Genomic DNA, 22320 nt, shown 5'->3' with positions numbered 1-22320 from the left:
AAAGCTTGAAAAAGCAAGCATGGGGATACCAACAAAACAACTTAATTATAGGCTAAGCTCTATAATCACCGCACCAATACTTCTTTACTGGTGGAATAAGCCAAGCGCGTTTAAGGTTTTATCCCTGACTTTCATTTTTATTGAATTTGCGAAAGTAGTAAAAAATAAGCAGCCCGAAAAACGCACCAAATCCAGTAAAAACCAATGTATATATATTATAAATTTCGCTATTAAGATATAATTTTTGGATTAATACGACAATTATACCGAGCATTATTGACGCAAAAAAACCAAATATGCGCAATTTATGGGCTATCGCAAACAGTGGTAAAGCAATAATGACCAATATAGCAGTATTTATGGCGGTAATAACGGGAACAAAAACCGAAAAAAGAAACAAAAATACAACAATAGTTGCTAAAACATCATCATTCGGAAACACCACCCAACAAAAATACAAAATAATCATGCTGCCTAATGTAATAACAAAACTTAGCCAATAAGCTTTCATGAAATTTTCCATAATCCCTCCCCCAGTAATTATTTTGTGCTAAATTTATCTCCAAGGTATCGCTACTCGGCGGGTTAATGGACGCAATTTATCAATATCATCCCAAAGGTCAGGGAAAACAAAAAACTTCAGGTCATCTCGGTTAATGCCGGTGTCAAAATAACGAACAAGCCGATCTTGTAAACTTTGACTTGACCACATATTAATCATTTCAGTTTTTTCAATAACCTCACGATCTTCTGGCAGTTTTAAATTCCAGTGAATAACTTCGCGCTCATCAAAATTGCTATCCATTTGTAATAATTTACCACCAAGCCAAAACTTATCATAAAATGTGCCGTCATAGTCTGGATTATAGTAATAAATATATGGATCAATCCACCTATAATCCTCAAATGCTTTAACTGCGGCTTCGTCATAATCTAATTCAAGTTTTTCAACGCCCAAATGATTGAAGATAAGTTTTGTTACAGCAAAAACCCTAAGCAAGGGTTTTACATTTTTAAGACTATCTTTGTGCCATTGACCATCTTTGCTTTTTATATCAAACACCAAAAAGCCGGCGGTTTTTAACGTCATACCAATAGTGTAAAGATCATCTCGCAATTTCATTGATATGATGATGCCTTCTTTATTAATCGTCCGCATTTATTTTCCTTAACTGTAAGGAGCTATAGCAACAAAAATCAAATGAACTATGATTTAATAATGCCATGCTTGACCACATAAACTAAAATCTGCCAGTGTTTTGAAATCAATATAATCAATTGTTGCAGCTGAAAAATAGAAAAACCTATTCAAAAACCTCGTCAAGCTTAGCCTGATGTCGCTGTTCTCTATTTTTGAAAAAATTATAAACCGCCGTAAAAATAAAGCTAATAATCGCGGCTGCTAGCCACATATTTTTAATTAAATTATATGTTAAATCGGTAAAAGAAAACTCGACCGTAAATCTTCCGCAAAACAACACTAAAAACCACATGACGCAGCCGTGAACCCATGAAAAATTGCTAAATTTTTGAACCAGTATGAAGAAGGGTAGAGCCACAACCATCATTAAAACGAAGTCCACGACCAAATCCAAGGCAATATAATTCTTCATCATATTTAAATAAAGTAGAGCACCGTCTAGTCCATTGGTTTTAAGATTTAATTCTAATCCAAGGCTCAACATTGTTAAAGCTAAGGAGACGATTATATAGGATTTAAAAAAGCTTTTCATTATCCCATGTTTTATAAAATACAATAGAAACTCCACGCTTAAGACCGTTTAAGCCAAAGCCATATGCTTTAAAAACTATTGCACAAATGCTGACACTTAAAATAGGTGCTTGATAGTGCAAAACACCTATCATGAAATTTTCAATTCACTAAAAAACTATATTGAGGGAGTAGTTCATCGCCAGAAGCTTATTCAAACACACCGTCAACTTTAACCGCTGTGACTTTTTCACGTTTCTTAAATGCATTGTAAATGAGCTGATAAATCACCCCGACAAAGACACTTGCTATCCACAAAGATTTTGTTTTAGTTGGTAGGAAGTCGTCAAATAGAAATTGAGAAGCAAAATCGTTACAAAGAAATACCAAAAACCACATAGCGATTGAATAGATTGCAGAAAACTGGGTAAATTTTGTAACTAATATAAAAAATGGTAAAGCGACAACAAACATTAAAGCAACGTGCATCGTCACGTCATAGACTATCGTGTGTATTATCACATCTAAAACACTGATGGTATTGCCTAGCACATCATTAAACAAATAAAATTTTACTCCAACCGTTAAGAAAGCTAGAATTATAAGCATAATAATATAAGATTTAAAAAAACTTTTCATTTCAACCCCGCCAATCACTATAACATTTCACTATAACTGCTATTTATTTACAATATCAAACTACTAAGCCGATATTTTTATTAATTTCTATAAAAATTCTTCAATCCTTTGGAAATAAACCAAACTAAATTTCAATCAATACAACTTAGCCATTTCCTTTATTATTTAAAACATTAACTGAAAACTTCATCTACCTTAACTAAAGCTGGCTTTTGACGTTTTTTAAAAAAATAATGGATGGGCGCAAAAATCAAGCCAAAAGTAATACCCAAAACAAAAGAACCAATAACTTGTACACTAAAAACATTTTCATTGGTTGCGAAAATAAATAGAGTGATAGCGCAACCCATTAAAAACCCCATGAGAATACCAAAAAACCAAGAAAAATTGGCAAATTTGCGCGTAATTGCAAAAAAAGGCACGCCAATCAAAAACATAAAAACAAGATCAAATAGGGTAAAAATACCAATGATGACCATAACTCTAAATAAAAAGAACGAAACTACGTCACCAATTGGGTTGGGAGTGCTTAACAATGTGAAACATAATAGCAATACTAGCAAAACATTATGAATCACAATTGTTAATAGAAATGATTTAAAAAAACTGCCCATTTTTTCTTCTTTATTAAAAAGTGTATTTTGCTTAAAGAGTATTACCTTGATACGAGTAAAATATTGCTCAATCATTCAATATTTAAAGCCAATACTGACATTTGTAAAAATAGGCCTCAAGATATGAAATATGTTAAGGCTCAAAGATCATCAATTATTTAAAAACTTGGTCCACTTTTGCCAAGGGGCGTTTTTCACGCCTAGTCGACCAAGAATAAACAGCTGCAAAAATAAGCCCAAAAATAAACCACAAAAGCAGCGAACCAACAAATTGCGCAGAATTATAACTCTTTGATGTTAACCGAAGAAACAAACCTGTAGCGCCCCCCATTACAAGCCCCATAAGAATGCCATAATACCATGCAAAATTGGTGTTTCTTCTGACAATTGCAAAGAATGGTAATGCAATAAACAACATTAAAAGCAGATCCATTACGGTAAAAATACCAAGAACAATCAATAGAGGTGTGAGTAAGCTACCAGCCATCATGTCTGATGCAGTATCGTCCCCCAAATAGTTGAATACAAACAGCCAAATAAAAAAACCTAACAAAATATTATGAATAATAATTGTTAGTAAAAATGATTTAAAAAAATGCTTCATTATATCCCCATTTGCGAAAACGCCATTTTGCCGACACAAGGATAAAATATTAAAGCGCTAAATTGCAATAGATTATTTGCAATTAACTAATATTTTAAAAATTTAAGCATCATTACCGCAATTTATTTCAATAATAAATTGAATTGTTATTTGATAGCAAATAGCTGTAATAAAGGATATTTTATATTTATTGAAGATAAGCTAAAGACGCGAAACAAGATTCAACGATTGGCGCAACTCATCAGCTTTTATATTAAATTTAGCAAGCATTTCCTGATTGCTCCTATGGGGTAATCCCAATGCGCGTAAGCGTTCAAAATAAGGTAAATTAATTGAATCAAAATTGGCCCGTGCGCGAAAAAGCCAATAATCCAACGAAGCTTCAATTTTACCAAGATCACCTGTTTTCATACTCCCCTTAGCGAGGCGTAACAGTTCCTTACGACTAAGATAAGAGTGCTGGCGTTCAGATGTCATGACTAGCTGACAAGCCATTCCCAAAGGTTTATAAAAGATTTTAGATAATTCACTAATTAGAATATGAGCAGCTTTTTCCATCACAACATACATCATAACCGCATCTGGCCAATTTTCATAAGGGTAATATAACACATTAACGCGCTTATCTAAGTTAATCATGTTAGGCATTGCACCATTATGGCCACGATCAAGACGAGCCGCCCAATTAAAACCTTTTTCATTATTAACGCGATTTTGATATTCTTGCCCCTCCTCACCAAAATCACGCATCATATCAAGGATAGCCTTAGCATGTTCTGCTTTTTCAACCACCAATCGTGCGACATTAATGCGCAAATTAATATTAGGAGCCATGTTCAAAAGATCAACAAAGCCGGCTGATACCGCAAGCTCGCTATCAAAAAATGCAGCCATAATTTGAATTAATTCACTACGATAGGGCTCTAGCACTTCTTCTGGTGATAACAATAGACCACCATTTTTAAGAAATTCACCAAGATCTCGCTCCCTAATCTTTTGCCCCGTCATTAAATCTCTCCCACCATAGTATAGTTTATAATTTTCTTATACAAAAATATTAAAACATAATTCAAGCCATAGCTTCAAAATTTATGCAAAAAACGGTATCAAAAAGGATATAATGCATGCTTTTAAGTAATGATTACGATATTTTAAAATTTTTTAAAAAATGTTAGGCATATTCGATATTAGCACATTCAAAATTATCATTCGATTTGAAAAATAAATATACGCAGATTAACTGAGTATTTCAATAAATGCTTTGGTTACAAAAATATTCAAAGTAGATTGCCATCTTACACGCAGAAAAAAGTCAAAAGCAAAATTATATTTTAAACCACATATTTCTTTCAAATATCGTCAGGCCACAGAATTAGTTGGTGCTTTGAATTGTCTATGCTGTAGCGACACCTATAAGCCGGCGATAATCCGCAGGGACTGACGTAATTCCTCCGCACGCAGATTAAATTCATCTAACATTTCCTTATTACTACGATAACGCAGCCCAAATTTTTTAAGACGCTCAAAACCCGAAGAATTAACCGATCCAAAAATTGCTCTTACTTTTGGCAACCAGTAGTGAAATAGCGATTTTAGTTCATCGCTCGTGCCATTTTTATAAGCGCCTTTAGCAAGCCGTAATAATTCATCACGGGCAAGATTGGTATGGCGTTGCTCAATAGTGCTAATGGTTCGAAAAGCATCAGCAAGTGGCGCGTAAGATATTTGACTTAATTCTTGCAGCTGAATTTGCTTTGCCTTACCCATTAAAACGCCCATCATCATAGCATCACACCAGTTTTTGAACGGATAATAAAATACCGACAAGCGCATATCACGCAAGTTATACGGTAAAGCGCTCATATCACCATCACGTTCTAAACGATCAGACCAATCAAAATTGCTTCTATCGGGGTGATTATTGCCATATTGTTGAATATCAATGCCAAAATCAGCCATAATATTCAACACCGCCTCACCACTTTCAGCCTTTTCTAAAACGATACGTGCAACATTAATCCGCTGGACAATACCAGGTGCCTCATTCAATATGCTAGCAAAACCCGCAGAAGCGGCAAATTCGCTATCCACAAAAGACGCCATCAGGCGTAACAAATCCGCACGATAGCGCGAAGTGACATTGCGCGGAGAGGAAATCACGCCGCCACTTTTAATATGCGCCTCAAGGGCTATAACATTGTCAAATCCATTAATCATGATTTTTCCTCTTTGCTTTCAATGTTACCATCGCTAACAGCGCTTTTGCACCAATATTGCCTAATATAGTACCACTTATGGCGAACCAACATATGTAGGTCTAACAATTAACATATCAAGATAAGATCGATTAACTCAATAATTTTCAAATATTTAACAGTGACCTTTCCTAAGATATAGTTTTTTTAGACTAACCTTAGTATGCTATCCAATTCAATTGAAACACATATTATGCTAAACTCTTAGTAAAAACCCTAAATTTAAATTAAGAGGATTAGCAATTATTAAAGCGTCAGCGAAGGATTATTGAGAATAGTTTACCATTATATCAATGGCGTAAACAGCTATCAATCAATAGCACCCTAAAATTAAAATGCCTATATCGCCCATTTTTCGCTTCCCCCTTTATGTTTTATTGCTGAACTTACTTGTTTATGTAAATTATTGGATGTTTAGAGAAACGCTGCTTTTTAGTGTGCTAGCGACTATTGGTCTTTGCCTATAACCTATCTTTACGCGCAATAAATCCTTGCAAATTGATTATACGCTGCTCAGTATCAGCACTTGTTTGCACAAGACTACCCCTATCCCCTCTAAGATCACGCGCAATGATCTGTTCAACTTTCGGCGTAAGGGCTAGATATAATTTGGCAAAAAGTACATGAGCAATATCGCCTGCCCATGGCTGCGGTAGCGCCTCTTTTGGCAAATGCGGATCACCTTGCAAAATCAGACGAAAATCATGCACAAGGGCCAAACGAGCGATCAAACAATCAAAAGGCGTTAACTCAGCAATGGCCTCTTGCTTCAATAGATTGCTATAATGGTCAGAAAAAGTCTCATAACGCCTTTGTAAACTTGTTAAGTCCCAAAAATTTGCAACAAATTCCTTCAAGCATCGCTCGGTTCGCACGATATTCGCCTCAAAAACTAACCCATCGCTGGGTTGCTTTGCGTGTTTTGATCCAATCACCATATGACGATTAAGTACTGCAAAGCCATTTTCTAAGTAACTCTGGTCGTTTTCAATATCGCGTCGCGCAACAATAAACCATTCATTGCTTGGTGGCTGAGGGTTAAACAAACTTTCCCCAACACGGTGGAAATACTCACGCGTATGCTCCTGCAAACGATAATAGCTTTTGCGGCCAATGCGCTCGCCCTGTAATTGGCCTGCCGCAGCTAAGCGTGACATGGATGTACGCACAAGTGTACCATTAAACCCAAGCACCGCGCATAAATCAATAAGATTGCCCATCCATAAGACACCACCACGCGGCTCAACCACGTCACCATAGATAGTTATAAGAAAAGCAGAGCATCTGGGTGGCTCAAGAAAATGCTTACCTTCAAATTTAAACATCAAAACCTTCAACTCTTGCCAGTATCTTGCTTCATAAAATGGCAAATGCCAATTATAGAAAGCATCGGCATTTAACCTATATTTAGGCCTGTTTGGCGTAAATTGAACCGCAAAATATGGAAACGCCATTTTGCTTATTTATGAATTCGAAACTATCCTATCTCTTTAATCAAATGCAACAATGATTCACGTGTAACATGTGATGCCACCTCAAGGCATCATTGAATTGAAGCCTTTAACAATTTGCCAAAAGGATTGACAGCCCGCGAAGTTATAATATAACAGAACAAAATCAGGCAAAATTCAACTACATTTACAAGTCACTAAAACAATATCATCAGCTTGTTAAATACAGTGCAAAATTATAAAATTCAAGATAGCTACTTTTTATTCTCTAAACCCAAGGATAGGATTGGTTCATTGACTGAAATTAAAAAGACGAACAATTCATTAGACGATGTGAATAAACCAATTGCCGCTGTAAACGCCAAATCCAGTACCTCGGCTTTGTTCCAATTTATTGAAAGTCTGCAAGCTCCCAATGAATGGGGCAGTTTTTTGGACGCGGGTACTGGGGTAAATTCTGCCCATTGGTGTGCAAGTTTGCAAACAACAAAATGGGTCGGAGTTACTGGTGCAAAAGATTATGCCAAACAAATTGAACAAAGTTTAGGCGACAGCTTACGGCCACAAGATGAACTTTTGGTTGGCAATTGGGGAGACAAGAATTTTTTACAAAACCAAAGCTTTGATACCGTGCTTGCCGATTATCTTTTGGGCGCAATTGAAGGCTTTGCTCCTTATTTTCAAGGTAAATTATTCGCCCGCCTTTATCCCCATGTCAAAAAAACACTTTATGTCATTGGCCTAGATCCCTATATTAACGCACCTGTCGCCACTGAAGCCGGACGCATAGTGCGTGAAATTGGCCGCATGCGCGATGTTTGCCTTTTGCTCGCCGACCAAAGTCCTTACCGCGAATTTCCTGCCGAATGGACGTTAAATAGTTTAAATGCCGCCGGCTTTAAAATCACCGAAGCGCGGCGTTTTCCCAACCGTTACCGTGAAAAATGGGTTAACTCCCAATTAGATATGTGCGTGCGCCGCCTACCGCTATTTAAAGACAAAGCACTTGCCAAATCTTTTGCGACCACTATTGAAGCCTTGCGCCGCGATGGCCTTGCCCTTTGCCGCGAAGAAAATGGCTTACGCTATGGCGCTGACTATGTGATAGCCTGCGAGGTTTAAGCAGCTGTGCAAACGAGCGCGCTATATTTTTATTAAGAGATAAATCATATAATAGCCTTAGGTAAAAAGCGCCTTTTGCTTAGGCTATTTTTAGCTAAATTTATTAAACCTATAATATCTAAAAGGACAAAATGCTTTTTAAATTACATTTTTTTGGTAGTGTTTTTAAAAATCGCTAATACTGTATTTTCATTTCATAGACTTTCCCACCTTTAGACAAATAGAGGAGCAAAAATTGGGAACTTTGATGTTTAAATATATAAAAAGAAACCCAAATTATCATGAAGTGACCAATCCAGAACAAAAAAATGTTTTTGAACTCTCCCCTATTGGTTTTCAATGGCAACATGACAATCAAATATATAAATATATGTTCAAATCAACAGGGTTTTGTTGCCCTTTAATATCTGGTGAGGGCTTTGCTATTGTTGATACAGATAAGACCCAAACAGGCAAAGCATTTTTATTAAATATAAAGGGATACATTGTTTTCGAGATAAAGAGAAAAGACGATTCTTATCATCGTGATAATTACACTTACGTCTTTTATGAAAATAATGAATTATGCTTTATTGTTAACAATAATAACATTGATTATAAGCATGTTTTTGATGTGACAGCTCGAATTATTAAAAGCGTTGATTATGTACGATGGTGAGCGAAGTATTGGGTTTGCGTTTAGCTTATCCAGTTTGCAGTAATCATTGCCAATGACCGTTTGACTATCTATTGCCTGCTATTGATTATTAAATATCTGAACTTGGGCAAAGCCCACCCATATATTCAACAATGCCTTCGTTCGTTGAGGCAAATTCCAAAAATTGCTTGTTTTTGTCATGCAAATTTCTTTTAATAACAGCGGCATGTTGCAAATATTTATTATATAAAACATCATTGTGCTTATTTATTCGCATAATACCGGGTGCTATACCGTAAATCATATATATTAAGTCATCATCTTCTTTTAAAAATTCTAGCGGTTGACAAGACAAACCCTGAAAAGCTAAAATTTTAGCATCATCTTTCTCAATATAAACTTTTTTGTGGTGTTCTTTCAACGACGAGAGTTGCATTAAAAATCTAGTAATGCCGTCTTCATCTTGTTGATATAATGTCGCGTAAAATTCTCCATCATCTGTCTGTATGATGAATTTATTGTCTTTAAACTCAAAATCTTGTATTTTAGTTACGATTTGTTGTTGAGCCAATACTGGCATTGCGCCTCCCAAAACCAATAAAGCCGACAAAATAATTTTTAAGGCTAGGCGCAATGATTTGTTTTGCAAAACTTTAAACATATTTTACCCCATTGAAGTTTAAGTGCATAAAAGCGATGTTAAGCCAATAAAACCAAACGCCATGATATTTTTAAATATTTTATCATGTAACTCAACAATATTACAAATTTTACAAAACTATGGCAGTGCTGTAATCAAAAATGATGACCAGCCAAATTTATAAAAACCTTGTTTTAAAGTAAATGGCGATTTTAACTTGCCTTTTTTTTAAAACCACTATCATACTGCATCATGAACAACTTGATCGATAAATATTTACCCGATTTCCAATTTGAAGAAGTGCATGAAATTGAAATTCATGCACCGCGCCAAAAGATATTTTCCGCTCTCCAGCATTATGATGCGCAAGATGATTGGCTCATTGCAAGTTTTATTACCTTACGTGAAATTCCATTGCGAATTTTACATGCTTGTAAATTATTAAAAGACGTCGCCCCTACTCCGTTTAGCCTTGATAAATTCACTTTGCTTGAAACCTTAGAAAATAACCAAGTTGCCTTTGGCTTGGTGAGACGTTTTGTGCCTTTGACAAGCCCAGTAGTGCAAAATTAGTAATGCAGTTTAAAATAAACGATCAAGACGCAGATAAAACACCGCTTTGTCAAAACCGTTTTACATTACAAACAAAAACACGCGTTTTTTGCCCTGATGGTGAAAGTAGAAGACGCTTTGCCCCCTATTGGTATTTTATCCGCCCTGTAAGTGGGTTGATTAGAAAAAGAATGCTCAAAGCGATAAAGCAGCAGAGTGAAGCAATGGAACTATAAGGCAAGAATTACTGCTGTTTCAAAACCATTATCAAAAACTATAAATAATTGTAATTAAATAATAATTATGCATTTTATACGGCTGACAAAAATAATGGCACGCCTATTTAATTTGTTTTCTGCAAGTCTCGCAGCTTTCTCTTAGCTTTTACACGAACAGCATCACCGGCACGCTGATACCATTTTATCGCTTCAATTATATTTGTTTCGACAATGAAACCGCTTTCATATTTGATGCCTAAACTGGCTCGGCCTGTCCAGAGCCCTGCTCTGCCCCACGTTTAAACAGGGAATAGGCATTTCTCGTGAATTTAGCTTTCCCTCCAACCTATTTAAAGTTATCAGACCAAGATGCGCCATTGCATTATCATTGCCTTTATTGGTGCTAAGCGTCAACCATTTTACTGCTTCGCGGCATTGATATTTTGATAAGCAATGGAGATGCTACCAAGAAGCTTGCCAGTTCATGCCAATGGGCGGCTAAGACATAATCTTGGTTGATTTCATCGCCAAATTTATAAGCTTTGCCCAATTGATATTGCCCATCCTTTTCGCCGATATCGGCTTTAAGGCATAAGAGGTAATTATCAGGATAAGAAAAATATGTAAAAGCGGGCGAGGCGCAAAGGGCAATAAGCAACACACCAATCAAGGCGGTTATTTTTTGAAAACCCCATAAATACCCTTTAATGTGTAAATGCATTTATCGGCAAAAGCTAAACCGCTATTATTAGCATTTAAAGCGGCAATAGCTATAAAATTACGCTTAAATTCTTTTTGATAAGCATCTTATATTTAACGACGGTAAAATATTTAGTCTTGATGATAAGCCCGAGCAAGAGCAAGTTTGGCTTCAATGGTATTTTGTGCCGCAGACTTTTTAAACCAAAAAATCGCCTTTTCAATATCTTGCGCAATGCCCAAGCCATTATAATATAATTCACCCAATTCAAATTGCGCTAAACGATGATTGCTTTCTGCTGCCTGATTAAAAAAACAAAGGCTTTATGATAATCTTTTGGAATTCCGCGATCTAAACTATACATCCGACCAAGGGCATATTGTGCCTTAGCAAAATTTTGTGCCGCAGCTTTTTCGTACCAATAGATAGCTTGGTTTAGATAATTGTCACCATCTGCATCCGTAATACAATAGGTTGCAAAGTGACTGCGCTTGCGCATCGCCTTTTTCAGCAAGCCTTTTGAAAAGCTCATATTCCTCCTCACTTTGAAAGCCGCGCAAATCACGCAAATAAATCATTGTCAAAGGATGAATGGCAGCTTTATTGCCATTAAGCGCCGCTAATCGCAGCCACTTAAATGCATTTTCATCATGGCGACGAGTGCCTTCACCGCGTAAATAAATCATGCCCAACTTATATTGGGCTTCCACGTCGCCAAGTTCAGCCTGCTTTTCGAGCGTTTCAATATTTGCTTTCGTAAAATCATCAGTCATAATATTTGTGCGCTGTCCTTAAACCATTTTACGCTAGCATCATTGCTTAAGGTCATAAAAAGCACAAGATATTTTTTTAAAAAGCCAAGTGCTTTTAATGGGAAAATATCTTTACCTTAGCGTAAACACACAATAGGGCAGGGTAGTGAGCCAACAATTTCTCATTGGGAATTCAATTTTTGTAATAAATTTTTGGCTTGTTCATTGCCACGCTCTGCTGATTTTTGTGCCCAAAGTTTTGCTAGCTTTTCGTCTTTTGCGACACCCCATCCATTTAGGTAAAACCGTGCGACCTCTAGCATGGCGTAGCTATTGTTATTTTGTGCGGATTTTTTGAACCATTGCAGTGCCAAAGCATCGTCATATTTAGCACCTACCCCACTCATATACATATTAGCTAGATGGTATTGAGCCTTATCATCGCCGCGATCAGCAGCAAGCTTGATGTATTGATAGGCTTGTAACAAGTTTCGTTTAACCCCTTCACCATTATAATACATAAGCCCCACATAAAATAAAGCGGGAGTCAATTCTTGCTCGGCAGCACGACTAAACCACTTAAATGCGGCTTCTTCATCTATTTCATAGATTTTACCATAATAATGATTATCATAATGATAAATGCCATAATAATATAAAAGCCCAAGCTGATATTGTGCTTGCGCATAATTTTGCTCGGCGGCAAGAGTAAGCCATTTTAACGCTTGACGATAATTTTGAGGGGCGCCATCACCATAAAAATCTATAATGCCTAAACGATATTGTGCCGGTGCATAGCCTTGTTGCGCTGCTAGCAATAGCCATTTTATCCCCTTGGCACTATCTTGCTGAACATCCCACCCCACCAAATAGCGCTCACCAATATTATATTGCGCCCAAGCATCTTTTGTCATCAAGGCATGATTTTCAAGCTCATTAATATCAACATAACGGGGATGAGAGGAAATAGGTTTTGGATCCTGCAATAAATCATTTGATGACACAAATAATTTGGCTGGTGTCTCGGCATCATTAACAAAAAAAACGATAATAGCGGATACAATAAAAACACTTAAACAAAGAGTGCGGAAAGGGCGGCGATGCTGTGTCATGATCAATCTCCCTTTCTTTGTTGGTTAGAATCAAACACGATAATGGTAATTAATTAAGCCAAATTGTTGATATTCCAACCATGGCGATAGTGGACATATATAATATAAGTGTCAATATTGGCTTTATAATCTCGCAGCCCCTGTATAGAAAAATTTTATATATCGGTAAAATAAGCCTTTAACAATAACACTCTTTTATGTTTCAATAGTTCCCAGCTGGGAACTAGGCAAGCATGCACCTGCCCACCAATTTCATCATTTTACATAAAGTTCCCAGCTGGGAACTTAGATTAACCCAAGGCAAAGATCAATTCGCCTTTTAATCGATGCATGACAACATCAAAAAATAAATTGATTTTTATCGTTAAAAATCAATATCTTACTTAATTTTTTATCAATTTTTATTGCAAAATTTAAAAAAATAGAATAAATGTCATCTATTCTCAAAATGGTAAAATGAGTCCTAAATGGCAAGATTAGAGCAATATGCTCTTTGATTATTTAAAAGAACAAATAGCGAACGATGACAAAAAAACTATGGTTAATTTTTTTTCATCACTAAGGCAATTAGGTTTTGCAAAGACAATCCGAATCTGACATATTTTTGTAACGCTAAATTTTCGTATTTCGTTTATTTGCCGTATTTTGAAAATGTAAACCGCTTATTAACCAACAGCATCTATCTTTTAAACTGCGCTATATTCTATATTAGATTATCCAACCAGTTTATTCACAAGATGCAATTTCAACTAAATTTAGGTAAGCCAAAATTAGATGAGCCAATATTTCGGAGAAAACCTTTGTCGCGCCATTTAAGCAGTTTGCATTTTATGAACAGCTTTTCCACCAAATTGGAAAAAGCCCTTAATAATTTGACGATGATGCAATTCCCTCCAGATGCTCGCCGTGCCATGCGCAAATTTTCCTCTACCGAGGTTGCTAATCTGCTCGGCGTTTCTGAAGCCTATATTCGCCAATTATCTTTAAAAGAGCAGGGGCCAATGCCAGAAACCACCAATAATGGCAAGCGGCTTTATACTTTGGAACAAGTTTTGGAATTGCGCTTTTATTTGGCTGAAAATGGTCGCAAAAAATGGATCAATCCGCGACGGATTAATGGCGAGGAATGCCAAATTATTGCAGTTAGCAATTTTAAGGGCGGCTCATCAAAAACCTCAACCACCATTCATCTTGGTCATTTTTTAGCGCTGCGTGGTTATCGCGTTTTAGCTGTTGATATGGATCCGCAAGCCTCGTTAACCAGCTTGCATGGTTCACTCCCCGATTTTGATTATCGTAGCGGCGACACACTTTATTCTGCCATTCGTTTTGAGGCACCGGTGCCAACAAAAAACATCGTTCACAAAACCCATATTAGCGGCTTTGATGTTATTTGCGCAGGTCTTGAACTTACCGAATTTGAAACTGCTGTTGCTCTTGAGATGCGCCAAAAGGGCGGCACCGGATTTTTGTTGCGCGTTTCGCAAGCCCTTGAGCAGGTAAGCAGTGATTATGATATTATTTTGCTTGATTGTGCACCATCCTTAAACTTTTTAACCCTATCATCGCTTACTGCTGCTACAGGCGTGTTAATTCCCGTTCCAGCCCATATGCTTGATGTAGATTCCACCGGAAAATTTTTAGAACTTGCTGCTTCTTATATGCAAATTCTTGACGATGCTGGGGCTAGCAGCCAATGGGATTTTGCTAAATTCCTCATAACCAAATTTGAAGCCAATGACATGCCGCAAGCCAATATGCAGGCATTAATGCGGCAAGTATTTGGTGAAGATCTTTTGTTAAACGGCGTTGCCAAATCCACGGCGATTGCTGATGCTTTAACATGGAAACAAAGCCTTTATGAAGTACAAAGGTCGCGTTTTTCAGCACCTAAGACTTATGATCGCGCCATGGAGTCATTAAACGCCGCCAATGGTGAGATTGAAAGCTTGATTGTGCAAGCATGGGGGCGTGAATAATGAAAGCTAAAACCTCAAAAGGGCTGTTTGCCGCGGTATTGTCAAAATTAGATGAAGAAAAGGACGACGTGAGCGATGTTCAACAGCAACCGCGTTCAGCAAGTCCGCATTTGATGAAAGTTGCCGCTGGCGTTAAGGAAATGCAGGAACGCTCAAAGCTTGCCGACGAATTGCTGCGGACAGGCAGTCAAATTGTTGAGATTAATCCTGATAAAATCAAACAATCCGCAATTAAAGATCGCTTAGACAGCAATCTTGATGATGCAACGATCGCAGAACTTGAAGCATCAATGCGTGAGCGCGGCCAGATTGTGCCAGGTCTCGTGCGGCCAATTGCCGGCACAAATGATGAATTTGAAATCGTTTATGGCCGCCGCCGTCTTGCTGTTGCCAAGCGCCTTGGCATTGCTTTTAAGGCAGCTATTCGCGCTTTAAGCGATGAGGAAGCAATAATTTTCCAAGGCGAGGAAAATACTGCCCGCAATGATTTATCCTTCATTGAAAAATGTCTTTTTGCCAAAGCGCAAGAAGATGCAGGCTTTAAACGCGAAGTAATCTGCGCATCTTTAAGCACCGGTAAATCGCATATTTCGGAAATGATCAAACTAGCGCGGCTTTTACCACCACCACTCTTGGACATTATTGGCAAAGCACCAAGCATTGGCCGTGGCAGATGGGAGGAATTAACCAATGTTTTAGCCGCCCTGCCAAACAATGATCTTACAACCGAGCTTCAATTGATTATCGGCAAAGATGGCGGCGACAAACAACAGTTTAATGCTTTATCATCAGACGATAGATTTGCCCGTATTTATGATGGCTTTGTTACAAACAACACCTTGAACCGTGAAAAATCGGTGCCAAAGCCTCATAAAAAATCGTCAAGCAATCGGGTAAAAAATACCAAAGGCCAACATCAAAATAAATGGCAAAGCCCTGACCAAAATCTTGAAATTACAATGATAAAAAGTAGCGGTAATGCGGTTTTTACCATTCATCCCATAGAAAAAAGCATAAATCATCAAAACACGGCAGATCATGGCGCGCCAAATAATCCAACACTGGAAAGCGCGACAACAATTGAAGCATTTACAAATTTTGATGACTTTGCAGATTTTTTAAGCAGCAATTTTGATGCGCTGTATAGCGCCTATCAACGCGCTGCAAAAACCACAAAAAAAGGAGACGAATAGGCAAAAAAAAGGCCTCGCCAGATTTAAATTAAGGTTTTACCCCAATTCAACGCTGTGGAAGCCTCTTCTCAATATGTAGCAGTTTGAGAATCGCATTTCCGCACAAAACTGTCAAGTATTTTTACGCGCTTTTTAGTGCATGATATTGTTTTGCCTTTTTTTAGCATAACAGCTTAAAGCCAAAATTATCAGCATTATTAAGTAAGTTAGTGTTTACTTAAATTTTAAGCCCCTGATTATTGGTTGGTTACGGTTAATCCTCGTTGTCAACTTGCGTTAAAAATGTGCGATGATTGGTTAGAATTTTATCAAATCTTGTTGGCCAGTCATTCCAAATTATCCCATTATTCGATCATTTTGTATGATTAAAAGTCATAGACTATTTGCCGCTCAAGTTTTTTAGCTTTTGCGAACAATGTTCATTACTTTAAATTTTAAGCAAAATAATCTGATAAATATTTGGCAGTGGCTTTTTTAAAACCCGCCTTTTTCTCTCCCAAAACTATAAGCCGTTTTAAACCGCCGTTTCAACAAGACGGCATGCCCGCTTAACGCTTTAAAAGATGAAAGGAATGATGCTCGATAATAGATTAATATAATCAGATATTTAAGCCATTATAGGCACAAAATTCCTGTCTGTTTGTAACGCAAATTTAAATAACAAATTTGCGAATCATAATTTATTGTCTTTTGCATTGTTAAAAAACATGGAAACACTAGGCCAAAGCCTTTTGCAAAATGCGCTGCTTAAAAAAGCTTTTTTAAAACATCAAAGCGCAGCTTCAATTAAATCAACTCAACAATTAAACATAGTTGATGTAATATCAAAGCCAAAACCCTATCGGCGTAAATCCTATCTTTTAGGATTTATCGAAAAGAAAATATTTAAAAAAACCGATCGCCAATCTTTAAAAAAGCTTTTACTTGCCGCAAAACGTTTTGATTTACAAAACCGGCAAAAGGGACAACGTTGCGGCCCACTTGGCACAATTGCGCTAGAGATATTAGAATATTTTATCAATATTATTGATTATAAAACCGGGCGGCTTGAACCGGCAATTTCTACAATTATGGGCAAAATTCGCCGCTCTCGTGACAGTGTAGTGCGCGCATTAAAGGCCTTGCAAAATCATGGCTTTTTAAATTGGGTACGCCGCTATAGCCACAATGATAAAGCCGAAGGACCAGCATTTAAACAAGCAAGCAATGCCTATTGCTTGAGCCTGCCAGAAAAATGTGCCCATTTGGTTAAACAAGAAGCACCAATTTGCCAACATTTGAGCTATCAACAACAACACAACAAAAACCAACAACAAGCCATGTTCAATACTCTTTCATATGAAGAAAAAATCGCCCTTGATTTTAGCGATAATCCCAAACTTGCCCAACAGCTTCTAAAGCTCGCAAATGTTTTTGAAAAATCAAAACCAAGCTTAAATTTTTAATACCAAAACCCTGAGTCCGATCAACAGACAGAATATCAAACTATATTATATTTATAAAAAACCGCTGATTAAACCAAAGGATCGCTAATGAATTAAATGAACTTTTAAAACATATCTTTAAAGCATGAAAAAAGGCTCTAGAAAGATTTTCATGAGTGAACCCTCATTGTTAATCATTAAAAGTTTACTGCTAATGTCTCAATCAACTATTCACAAATGAAACGTTATAATATAACATAAAGTGAATAATGTTGGAGGCAAAATTTTATGAATAAAAACAATCCCTTCTTATCAAGTATTTTTGCCCAAACATCATGGCGGCGGTTCTTATACGTCTTAATCCTTTTAGCTATCCTATGGCTCGGGGTTATTTGGGCAGTTAATTTGCCATGATCCTGTCTCAAAATACGCCTCTCATTTCTTTAAGTCATGTAACTGTTGCTTATGAAAGACAGCCGGCTCTTCAAGATATTTCAGGTTGTTTTGATGCCGGCAGTTTAACCGCTATTGTTGGGCCCAATGGTGCCGGTAAATCAACATTGGTTAAAACCATTATGGGCGACTTAAAACAGTATAAGGGTGAAATTAATAAAGGAAGCCTTAAACTTAAAGACTTTGGCTATTTACCGCAAGCTTCTGACATTGAGCGTCATTTTCCTTTAAGTGTTGCCGATACAGTTTTATTAGGCGCATGGCATAAAATTGGTGCTTTTGGCGGTGTCTCCAAACAAATTGCCGATAAAGCTCAACAAGCCTTAGCAATAGTTGGCCTTGAAGGGTTTGAACGGCGCTATATTGGCGTCTTATCAGCAGGGCAGTTTCAACGGGTTCTTTTTGCCCGCTTGCTATTACAAGACGCTAAAATAATTATTCTTGATGAACCATTTAATGCAATTGATGAGCGTACCATGCATGATTTGTTAGCCTTGATCGGTCGTTGGCACCAAGAAGGGCGCACAATACTTGCCGTTTTGCATGATATTGAGCAAGTTAGAAATAATTTTCCATCAACTTTATTATTAGCGCGCCATCTTATAGCTTGGGGGCCTACCAAAACCACATTAACCCCCACCAATTTAGCCAAAGCTAAAGATTTAGCCCAAGGTTGGGACGAAGCCACCTTGGTTGATCAAAGTGGTTTTGCCAAAAACACCGAAGGTGCATTATGAGTGTCTATGGCTTTTTAATTGCGCCTTTTGTCGATTATGGCTTTATGCGCCGTGCCTTAATTGCATCCTTCGCGCTTGGCATGGGGGCAGGGCCGATTGGGGTTTTACTAATGTTGCGCCGCATGAGCCTTATGGGGGATGCTATGAGCCATGCTGTTTTACCAGGTGTTGCAATTGGCTTTTTGATTGCTGGTGGCTTGTCATTGCCGATTATGGGATTGGGCGGTTTAATTGCCGGTCTTAGTGTTGCTTTACTTTCTGGCTTGGTAAGCCGCACAACAATACTGAAAGAAGATGCAAGCTTTGCTAGCTTTTACCTTACATCACTCGCACTTGGTGTTTTGATTGTTTCTTTGCGTGGCTCTAATATAGATCTTTTGCATGTGCTGTTTGGAACAATTCTCGCAATAGATGCCGAGGCACTTTTTATTGTGAGTAGTATTGTTTCTATAACCCTTATTGTGCTTGCACTTGTTTATCGTCCACTGGTTGCGGAATGTTTTGATCCCAGTTTCTTGCGTTCTGTTGGTGGATGGGGGCCGTTTTACCATTTCGTCTTTTTATTTCTGGTGGTGCTTAATCTTGTTGCTGGTTTTCAAGCCTTAGGCACATTAATGGCTGTGGGTTTAATGATGTTGCCGGCTGCAATTGCGCAATTATGGGCTCGTCGTTTACCAATCATGTTCGCCATTGCGGTGGCATGTGCCATGTTATCTGGATATTTTGGCTTGCTTGCATCCTATCATTTAAAATTAGCTTCCGGACCAACCATTATTATAACCGCAAGCATTATCTATGCCGTTTCCCTTATTATAAGTCCTGCCGGCGCCTTAAAACGCCAATGGCATAGTCGTAAATTAACCTAGTAAATCAACAGGAAAAACGATCATGAAACAAAAATTTAAGTTTGGACTATTGGCAAGCTTATTGGTGTTCGCATTTACGCCAACATTATCTCATGCAAAAACCATCGATGTGGTTAGCAGTTTTACAATCCTTGGTGATGTTGTAAAAAATGTCGGTGGTGATCATGTTAATGTGCATAATCTTGTACCTGCCAATGGCGACCCTCATGAGTTTGAGCCATCCCCTAATGACGCCAAATTGCTGCAAGCTGCTGCAGTCACCTTTATTAGCGGTGAGGGATTAGAAACTTGGTTTGAGCGGCTTGCCAAAGCCTCTGGCGGCGCCAAAAAGCCGATCATTGTTTCGACCGGCATTAAAACTCATGATTTTGAAGAAGACGGAAAAAAAGTCACCGATCCCCATGTTTGGAACAGTGTGCCAAATGTGCTTATCTGGGTTGATAATATAGAAAAAGCCCTTATTGAAGCAGATCCTGAAGATGCAGCAAGCTTTAAAGCCAATGCAAATGTGTATCGCAAGCAATTGCAAGAGCTTGATGCATCTATTCGTGCGCAATTTGCAAAAATTGCTCAAAATGAACGGCAAGTTCTTACTAGCCATGATGCCTTTGGCTATTATGGTCATGAATATGGGGTAAAATTTTTGTCACCATTAGGATTGTCAACCGAAACAGAAGCATCAGCTGCTGATATTGCACAGTTGATTGATCAAGTTAAAAAAGAACATGTCAAAATGTATTTCTTTGAAAACTCAAATGATCCGCGCATGGTGGAACAAATTGCAAAAGCAACAGGCGCACAAGCAGGCGGCGCACTTTATCCAGAATCATTATCGGCGGCTGATGGACCTGCAGCAACCTATATAAAACTAATGAATTATAATACAAATCAGATTATTAATGCGCTTAAAAAATAAGATTTTGCTTAGACTAGCACTTTTGCAAAGTGTTAAGCAAAATTGATATATTGTTTATAAATCGAGATAAAATTTCGGGTCATGGCTGCTAATTCATTGGCAGGCATGATCCTAACCTATATCAATATTGATCCATTGGTAATTAGGTAAATTGAGATGATTATATATGAATATGTATTTGATAATTTATTAGCACCTTTTGGTGGGCTTGCGGATAATGATGAATTATCTGACAAGGTCGAAGAATTTGAAAGACAAAAAAATGCTATAGGATTGATAGATTTTATTGAAAAAGAAATGGAAGCCGCTTTAATATTTGATTTTGGTGAAGATTATTTATATTCAAAAACCATAAAAAATACTTATTATTATTATTTATTTTGTTGCGATAGGCAAAAAACAACAAAGATTTTTGACAGTAGTCTAATTACATTTAAAAATGTGAACTTATTTTATCAAGCCCTTGAAAATATATATCATAAAATGGCTGCAGTGACTGGGCCAACAATTATTAAGTGCAATGAGATGATTGAAAATGATCAAACCGGTGATCTACTTACCATATTTAAAGATAGAAAAGCTTGGCTAGATTATATGAAAAAATAATTTATCAATAATGATTTTTATGAGCATTATCTCTTTTTAAAAATAGCCACAAATCACCATTGATAAATTATTCTTTTTAGCGCATTTTAACAAATCAATAGGATCATTTATTTGAGTTTGGAGTTTTCTATGACCAGCAAGTTGGAACAATTGCGCGCCATGACGACTGTGGTTGCCGATACTGGCGATATTGATGCGGTTATTCGCCTCAAGCCAACCGATTGCACCACCAATCCTACCATTGTTTTAAAAGCATTGGGCACGCCAATGTTTAGCTCTGCGGTGAGTGAAGCCGTTAGCTGGGGCAAGGGACAAAATGGCAGCCGTGAAGCAATTATCAGCGCTATTGCGGATCGCCTTGCAATTTCGGTTGGTGCAGCTTTGGTAAATATTGTACCGGGGCGTGTTTCAACTGAAGTTGATGCAGATCTTTCTTTTGATACCGAAGCGTCGGTTAAAAAAGCCCATAATATCATTGCCGCCTATAAAGAGCGCGGCATTGATCGCGAGCGTATTTTAATCAAGCTTGCATCAACTTGGGAAGGTATTCGTGCTGCAGAAATTTTGCAAAAAGAAGGCATTGATTGCAATTTGACCTTGCTCTTTAGCAAAGCGCAAGCCATTGCCTGCGCCGATGCTGGCGCTTTCCTTATTTCGCCATTTGTTGGCCGTATCCTTGATTGGTACAAAAAATCAACTGGTCTTGATTACACCGCAGAAACTGATCCAGGTGTCTTATCGGTTCGCTCAATTTACAATTATTACAAGGCTAATGGCATTAAAACCATTGTTATGGGAGCGTCTTTCCGCAATGCCGGTGAAATTGAAGCTCTTGCTGGTTGTGACCGCCTAACCATTAGCCCGGCGCTTTTGGACGAATTGGCCAATGACAATGGTGCATTGCCACGTCAATTATCACCTGAAACGGTTACTGCTGAAGCACCGATCCACATGGATGAAAAAACCTTCCGTTGGATGATGAATGAAGATGTGATGGCAGCTGAAAAATTGTCAGAAGGTATTCGTGGTTTTGCTAAGGATTTAACCGCCCTTCGCACCATGATTGATAAATTGTTGACCGCTTAATTGATCAACGTTTTTTAAAGCCTTTTTTTAAAGCACGCCAAATTAGTTTTTCG

27 protein-coding genes are annotated in these 22320 nt (G+C 37.6%); 13 read left to right on the top strand and 14 right to left on the bottom strand.

Translation table 11 applies throughout. The annotated features are described in order from the left end of the window. Positions 1 to 338: 338 nt before the first annotated feature. On the top strand, positions 339 to 503 hold the full coding sequence (locus H3299_RS15415) for a hypothetical protein (RefSeq protein WP_182419880.1): 165 nt from the start codon (positions 339 to 341) through the stop codon (positions 501 to 503). 53 nt (positions 504 to 556) lie between these two features. Here H3299_RS15415 and H3299_RS15410 read toward each other — a convergent pair whose 3' ends face one another. The 8 genes from H3299_RS15410 to H3299_RS15375 all read right to left on the bottom strand — a co-directional run bounded on the left by H3299_RS15410 (position 557) and on the right by H3299_RS15375 (position 7148). Further along, positions 557 to 1159, bottom strand: a complete 603-nt coding sequence (locus H3299_RS15410) for a hypothetical protein (protein ID WP_182419879.1) — start codon at positions 1157 to 1159, stop codon at positions 557 to 559. Between the two features lie 145 nt (positions 1160 to 1304). Then, positions 1305 to 1757: a hypothetical protein gene (locus H3299_RS15405; RefSeq protein ID WP_182419878.1), complete on the bottom strand. Its 453-nt coding sequence runs from the start codon at positions 1755 to 1757 to the stop codon at positions 1305 to 1307. Positions 1758 to 1921: 164 nt separating this feature from the next. Beyond that, the gene (locus H3299_RS15400; RefSeq protein ID WP_182419877.1) at positions 1922 to 2350 is read right to left on the bottom strand and encodes a hypothetical protein; all 429 of its coding nucleotides are present in this window, start codon (positions 2348 to 2350) and stop codon (positions 1922 to 1924) included. A gap of 173 nt (positions 2351 to 2523) precedes the next feature. Beyond that, positions 2524 to 2964, bottom strand: a complete 441-nt coding sequence (locus H3299_RS15395) for a hypothetical protein (RefSeq protein ID WP_182419876.1) — start codon at positions 2962 to 2964, stop codon at positions 2524 to 2526. Positions 2965 to 3118: 154 nt separating this feature from the next. Next, a complete protein-coding gene (locus H3299_RS15390) occupies positions 3119 to 3568 on the bottom strand; it encodes a hypothetical protein (RefSeq protein ID WP_182419875.1) in 450 nt (149 codons plus the stop codon). Between the two features lie 201 nt (positions 3569 to 3769). Then, on the bottom strand, positions 3770 to 4576 hold the full coding sequence (locus H3299_RS15385) for a Phenylacetic acid catabolic protein (RefSeq protein WP_182419874.1): 807 nt from the start codon (positions 4574 to 4576) through the stop codon (positions 3770 to 3772). A 402-nt stretch (positions 4577 to 4978) separates the two neighbouring features. Continuing rightward, positions 4979 to 5785, bottom strand: a complete 807-nt coding sequence (locus tag H3299_RS15380) for a Phenylacetic acid catabolic protein (RefSeq protein WP_182419873.1) — start codon at positions 5783 to 5785, stop codon at positions 4979 to 4981. A gap of 499 nt (positions 5786 to 6284) precedes the next feature. After that, positions 6285 to 7148, bottom strand: a complete 864-nt coding sequence (locus H3299_RS15375; protein ID WP_182419872.1) for a PaaX family transcriptional regulator C-terminal domain-containing protein — start codon at positions 7146 to 7148, stop codon at positions 6285 to 6287. A gap of 420 nt (positions 7149 to 7568) precedes the next feature. Between H3299_RS15375 and H3299_RS15370 the strand changes: the two genes are divergently transcribed. Continuing rightward, positions 7569 to 8396 carry a class I SAM-dependent methyltransferase gene (locus H3299_RS15370; RefSeq protein WP_182419871.1) on the top strand — a complete coding sequence of 276 codons (828 nt, stop codon included), beginning with the start codon at positions 7569 to 7571 and terminating at the stop codon, positions 8394 to 8396. Between the two features lie 235 nt (positions 8397 to 8631). Then, positions 8632 to 9054, top strand: coding sequence for a hypothetical protein (locus H3299_RS15365; RefSeq protein ID WP_182419870.1), 423 nt, complete (start codon positions 8632 to 8634; stop codon positions 9052 to 9054). Positions 9055 to 9142: 88 nt separating this feature from the next. Here H3299_RS15365 and H3299_RS15360 read toward each other — a convergent pair whose 3' ends face one another. Then, positions 9143 to 9694, bottom strand: a complete 552-nt coding sequence (locus tag H3299_RS15360; protein ID WP_182419869.1) for a hypothetical protein — start codon at positions 9692 to 9694, stop codon at positions 9143 to 9145. Positions 9695 to 9925: 231 nt separating this feature from the next. Here H3299_RS15360 and H3299_RS15355 point away from each other — a divergent pair, with 231 nt between their 5' ends. Together H3299_RS15355 and H3299_RS15350 are read left to right on the top strand one after the other, a co-directional pair. Next, a complete protein-coding gene (locus H3299_RS15355) occupies positions 9926 to 10246 on the top strand; it encodes a hypothetical protein (RefSeq protein WP_182419868.1) in 321 nt (106 codons plus the stop codon). Between the two features lie 2 nt (positions 10247 to 10248). After that, complete coding sequence (locus H3299_RS15350) at positions 10249 to 10461, top strand: hypothetical protein (RefSeq protein ID WP_182419867.1); 213 nt, start codon at positions 10249 to 10251, stop codon at positions 10459 to 10461. A gap of 385 nt (positions 10462 to 10846) precedes the next feature. Here H3299_RS15350 and H3299_RS15345 read toward each other — a convergent pair whose 3' ends face one another. The 5 genes from H3299_RS15345 to H3299_RS15325 all read right to left on the bottom strand — a co-directional run bounded on the left by H3299_RS15345 (position 10847) and on the right by H3299_RS15325 (position 13007). Continuing rightward, positions 10847 to 11164, bottom strand: a complete 318-nt coding sequence (locus H3299_RS15345) for an SEL1-like repeat protein (RefSeq protein WP_182419866.1) — start codon at positions 11162 to 11164, stop codon at positions 10847 to 10849. A 110-nt stretch (positions 11165 to 11274) separates the two neighbouring features. After that, the gene (locus H3299_RS15340) at positions 11275 to 11409 is read right to left on the bottom strand and encodes an SEL1-like repeat protein (RefSeq protein ID WP_182419865.1); all 135 of its coding nucleotides are present in this window, start codon (positions 11407 to 11409) and stop codon (positions 11275 to 11277) included. Positions 11410 to 11420: 11 nt separating this feature from the next. Next, positions 11421 to 11642 (bottom strand): SEL1-like repeat protein, encoded by a 222-nt coding sequence (locus H3299_RS15860; RefSeq protein WP_182419864.1) that lies wholly within the window; start codon positions 11640 to 11642, stop codon positions 11421 to 11423. Then, positions 11590 to 11916 (bottom strand): tetratricopeptide repeat protein, encoded by a 327-nt coding sequence (locus H3299_RS15330; RefSeq protein WP_182419863.1) that lies wholly within the window; start codon positions 11914 to 11916, stop codon positions 11590 to 11592. The genes H3299_RS15860 and H3299_RS15330 overlap by 53 nt, the downstream gene beginning before the upstream one ends. 161 nt (positions 11917 to 12077) lie before the next feature. Further along, positions 12078 to 13007: a tetratricopeptide repeat protein gene (locus H3299_RS15325; protein WP_182419862.1), complete on the bottom strand. Its 930-nt coding sequence runs from the start codon at positions 13005 to 13007 to the stop codon at positions 12078 to 12080. A gap of 800 nt (positions 13008 to 13807) precedes the next feature. Here H3299_RS15325 and repA point away from each other — a divergent pair. From repA to tal, 8 genes are all read left to right on the top strand, one after another. Then, positions 13808 to 14986 (top strand): plasmid partitioning protein RepA, encoded by a 1179-nt coding sequence (gene repA / locus H3299_RS15320; RefSeq protein ID WP_182419861.1) that lies wholly within the window; start codon positions 13808 to 13810, stop codon positions 14984 to 14986. Next, the gene (repB, locus tag H3299_RS15315) at positions 14986 to 16179 is read left to right on the top strand and encodes a plasmid partitioning protein RepB (protein ID WP_182419860.1); all 1194 of its coding nucleotides are present in this window, start codon (positions 14986 to 14988) and stop codon (positions 16177 to 16179) included. The genes repA and repB overlap by 1 nt, the downstream gene beginning before the upstream one ends. A 707-nt stretch (positions 16180 to 16886) precedes the next feature. Continuing rightward, on the top strand, positions 16887 to 17624 hold the full coding sequence (locus H3299_RS15310; protein WP_182419859.1) for a helix-turn-helix domain-containing protein: 738 nt from the start codon (positions 16887 to 16889) through the stop codon (positions 17622 to 17624). A 389-nt stretch (positions 17625 to 18013) separates the two neighbouring features. Further along, positions 18014 to 18793: a metal ABC transporter ATP-binding protein gene (locus tag H3299_RS15305; RefSeq protein WP_182419858.1), complete on the top strand. Its 780-nt coding sequence runs from the start codon at positions 18014 to 18016 to the stop codon at positions 18791 to 18793. After that, complete coding sequence (locus H3299_RS15300; protein WP_182419857.1) at positions 18790 to 19659, top strand: metal ABC transporter permease; 870 nt, start codon at positions 18790 to 18792, stop codon at positions 19657 to 19659. Before H3299_RS15305 ends, H3299_RS15300 begins: the two co-directional genes overlap by 4 nt. 22 nt (positions 19660 to 19681) lie before the next feature. Further along, entirely contained in the window at positions 19682 to 20575 is an 894-nt protein-coding gene (locus H3299_RS15295; RefSeq protein WP_182419856.1) for a metal ABC transporter solute-binding protein, Zn/Mn family, read from the top strand. Positions 20576 to 20731: 156 nt separating this feature from the next. Next, on the top strand, positions 20732 to 21181 hold the full coding sequence (locus H3299_RS15290) for a hypothetical protein (protein ID WP_182419855.1): 450 nt from the start codon (positions 20732 to 20734) through the stop codon (positions 21179 to 21181). Positions 21182 to 21310: 129 nt separating this feature from the next. Continuing rightward, positions 21311 to 22267 (top strand): transaldolase, encoded by a 957-nt coding sequence (gene tal, locus H3299_RS15285; RefSeq protein ID WP_182419854.1) that lies wholly within the window; start codon positions 21311 to 21313, stop codon positions 22265 to 22267. The last annotated feature ends 53 nt before the right edge of the window (positions 22268 to 22320 follow it).

The sequence above is a fragment of the Bartonella sp. HY038 genome (assembly GCF_014117425.1).
Lineage (GTDB): Bacteria > Pseudomonadota > Alphaproteobacteria > Rhizobiales > Rhizobiaceae > HY038.
Note: the sequence above shows the minus strand (reverse complement) of the source record. Positions and strands in the feature narration are given on the sequence as shown.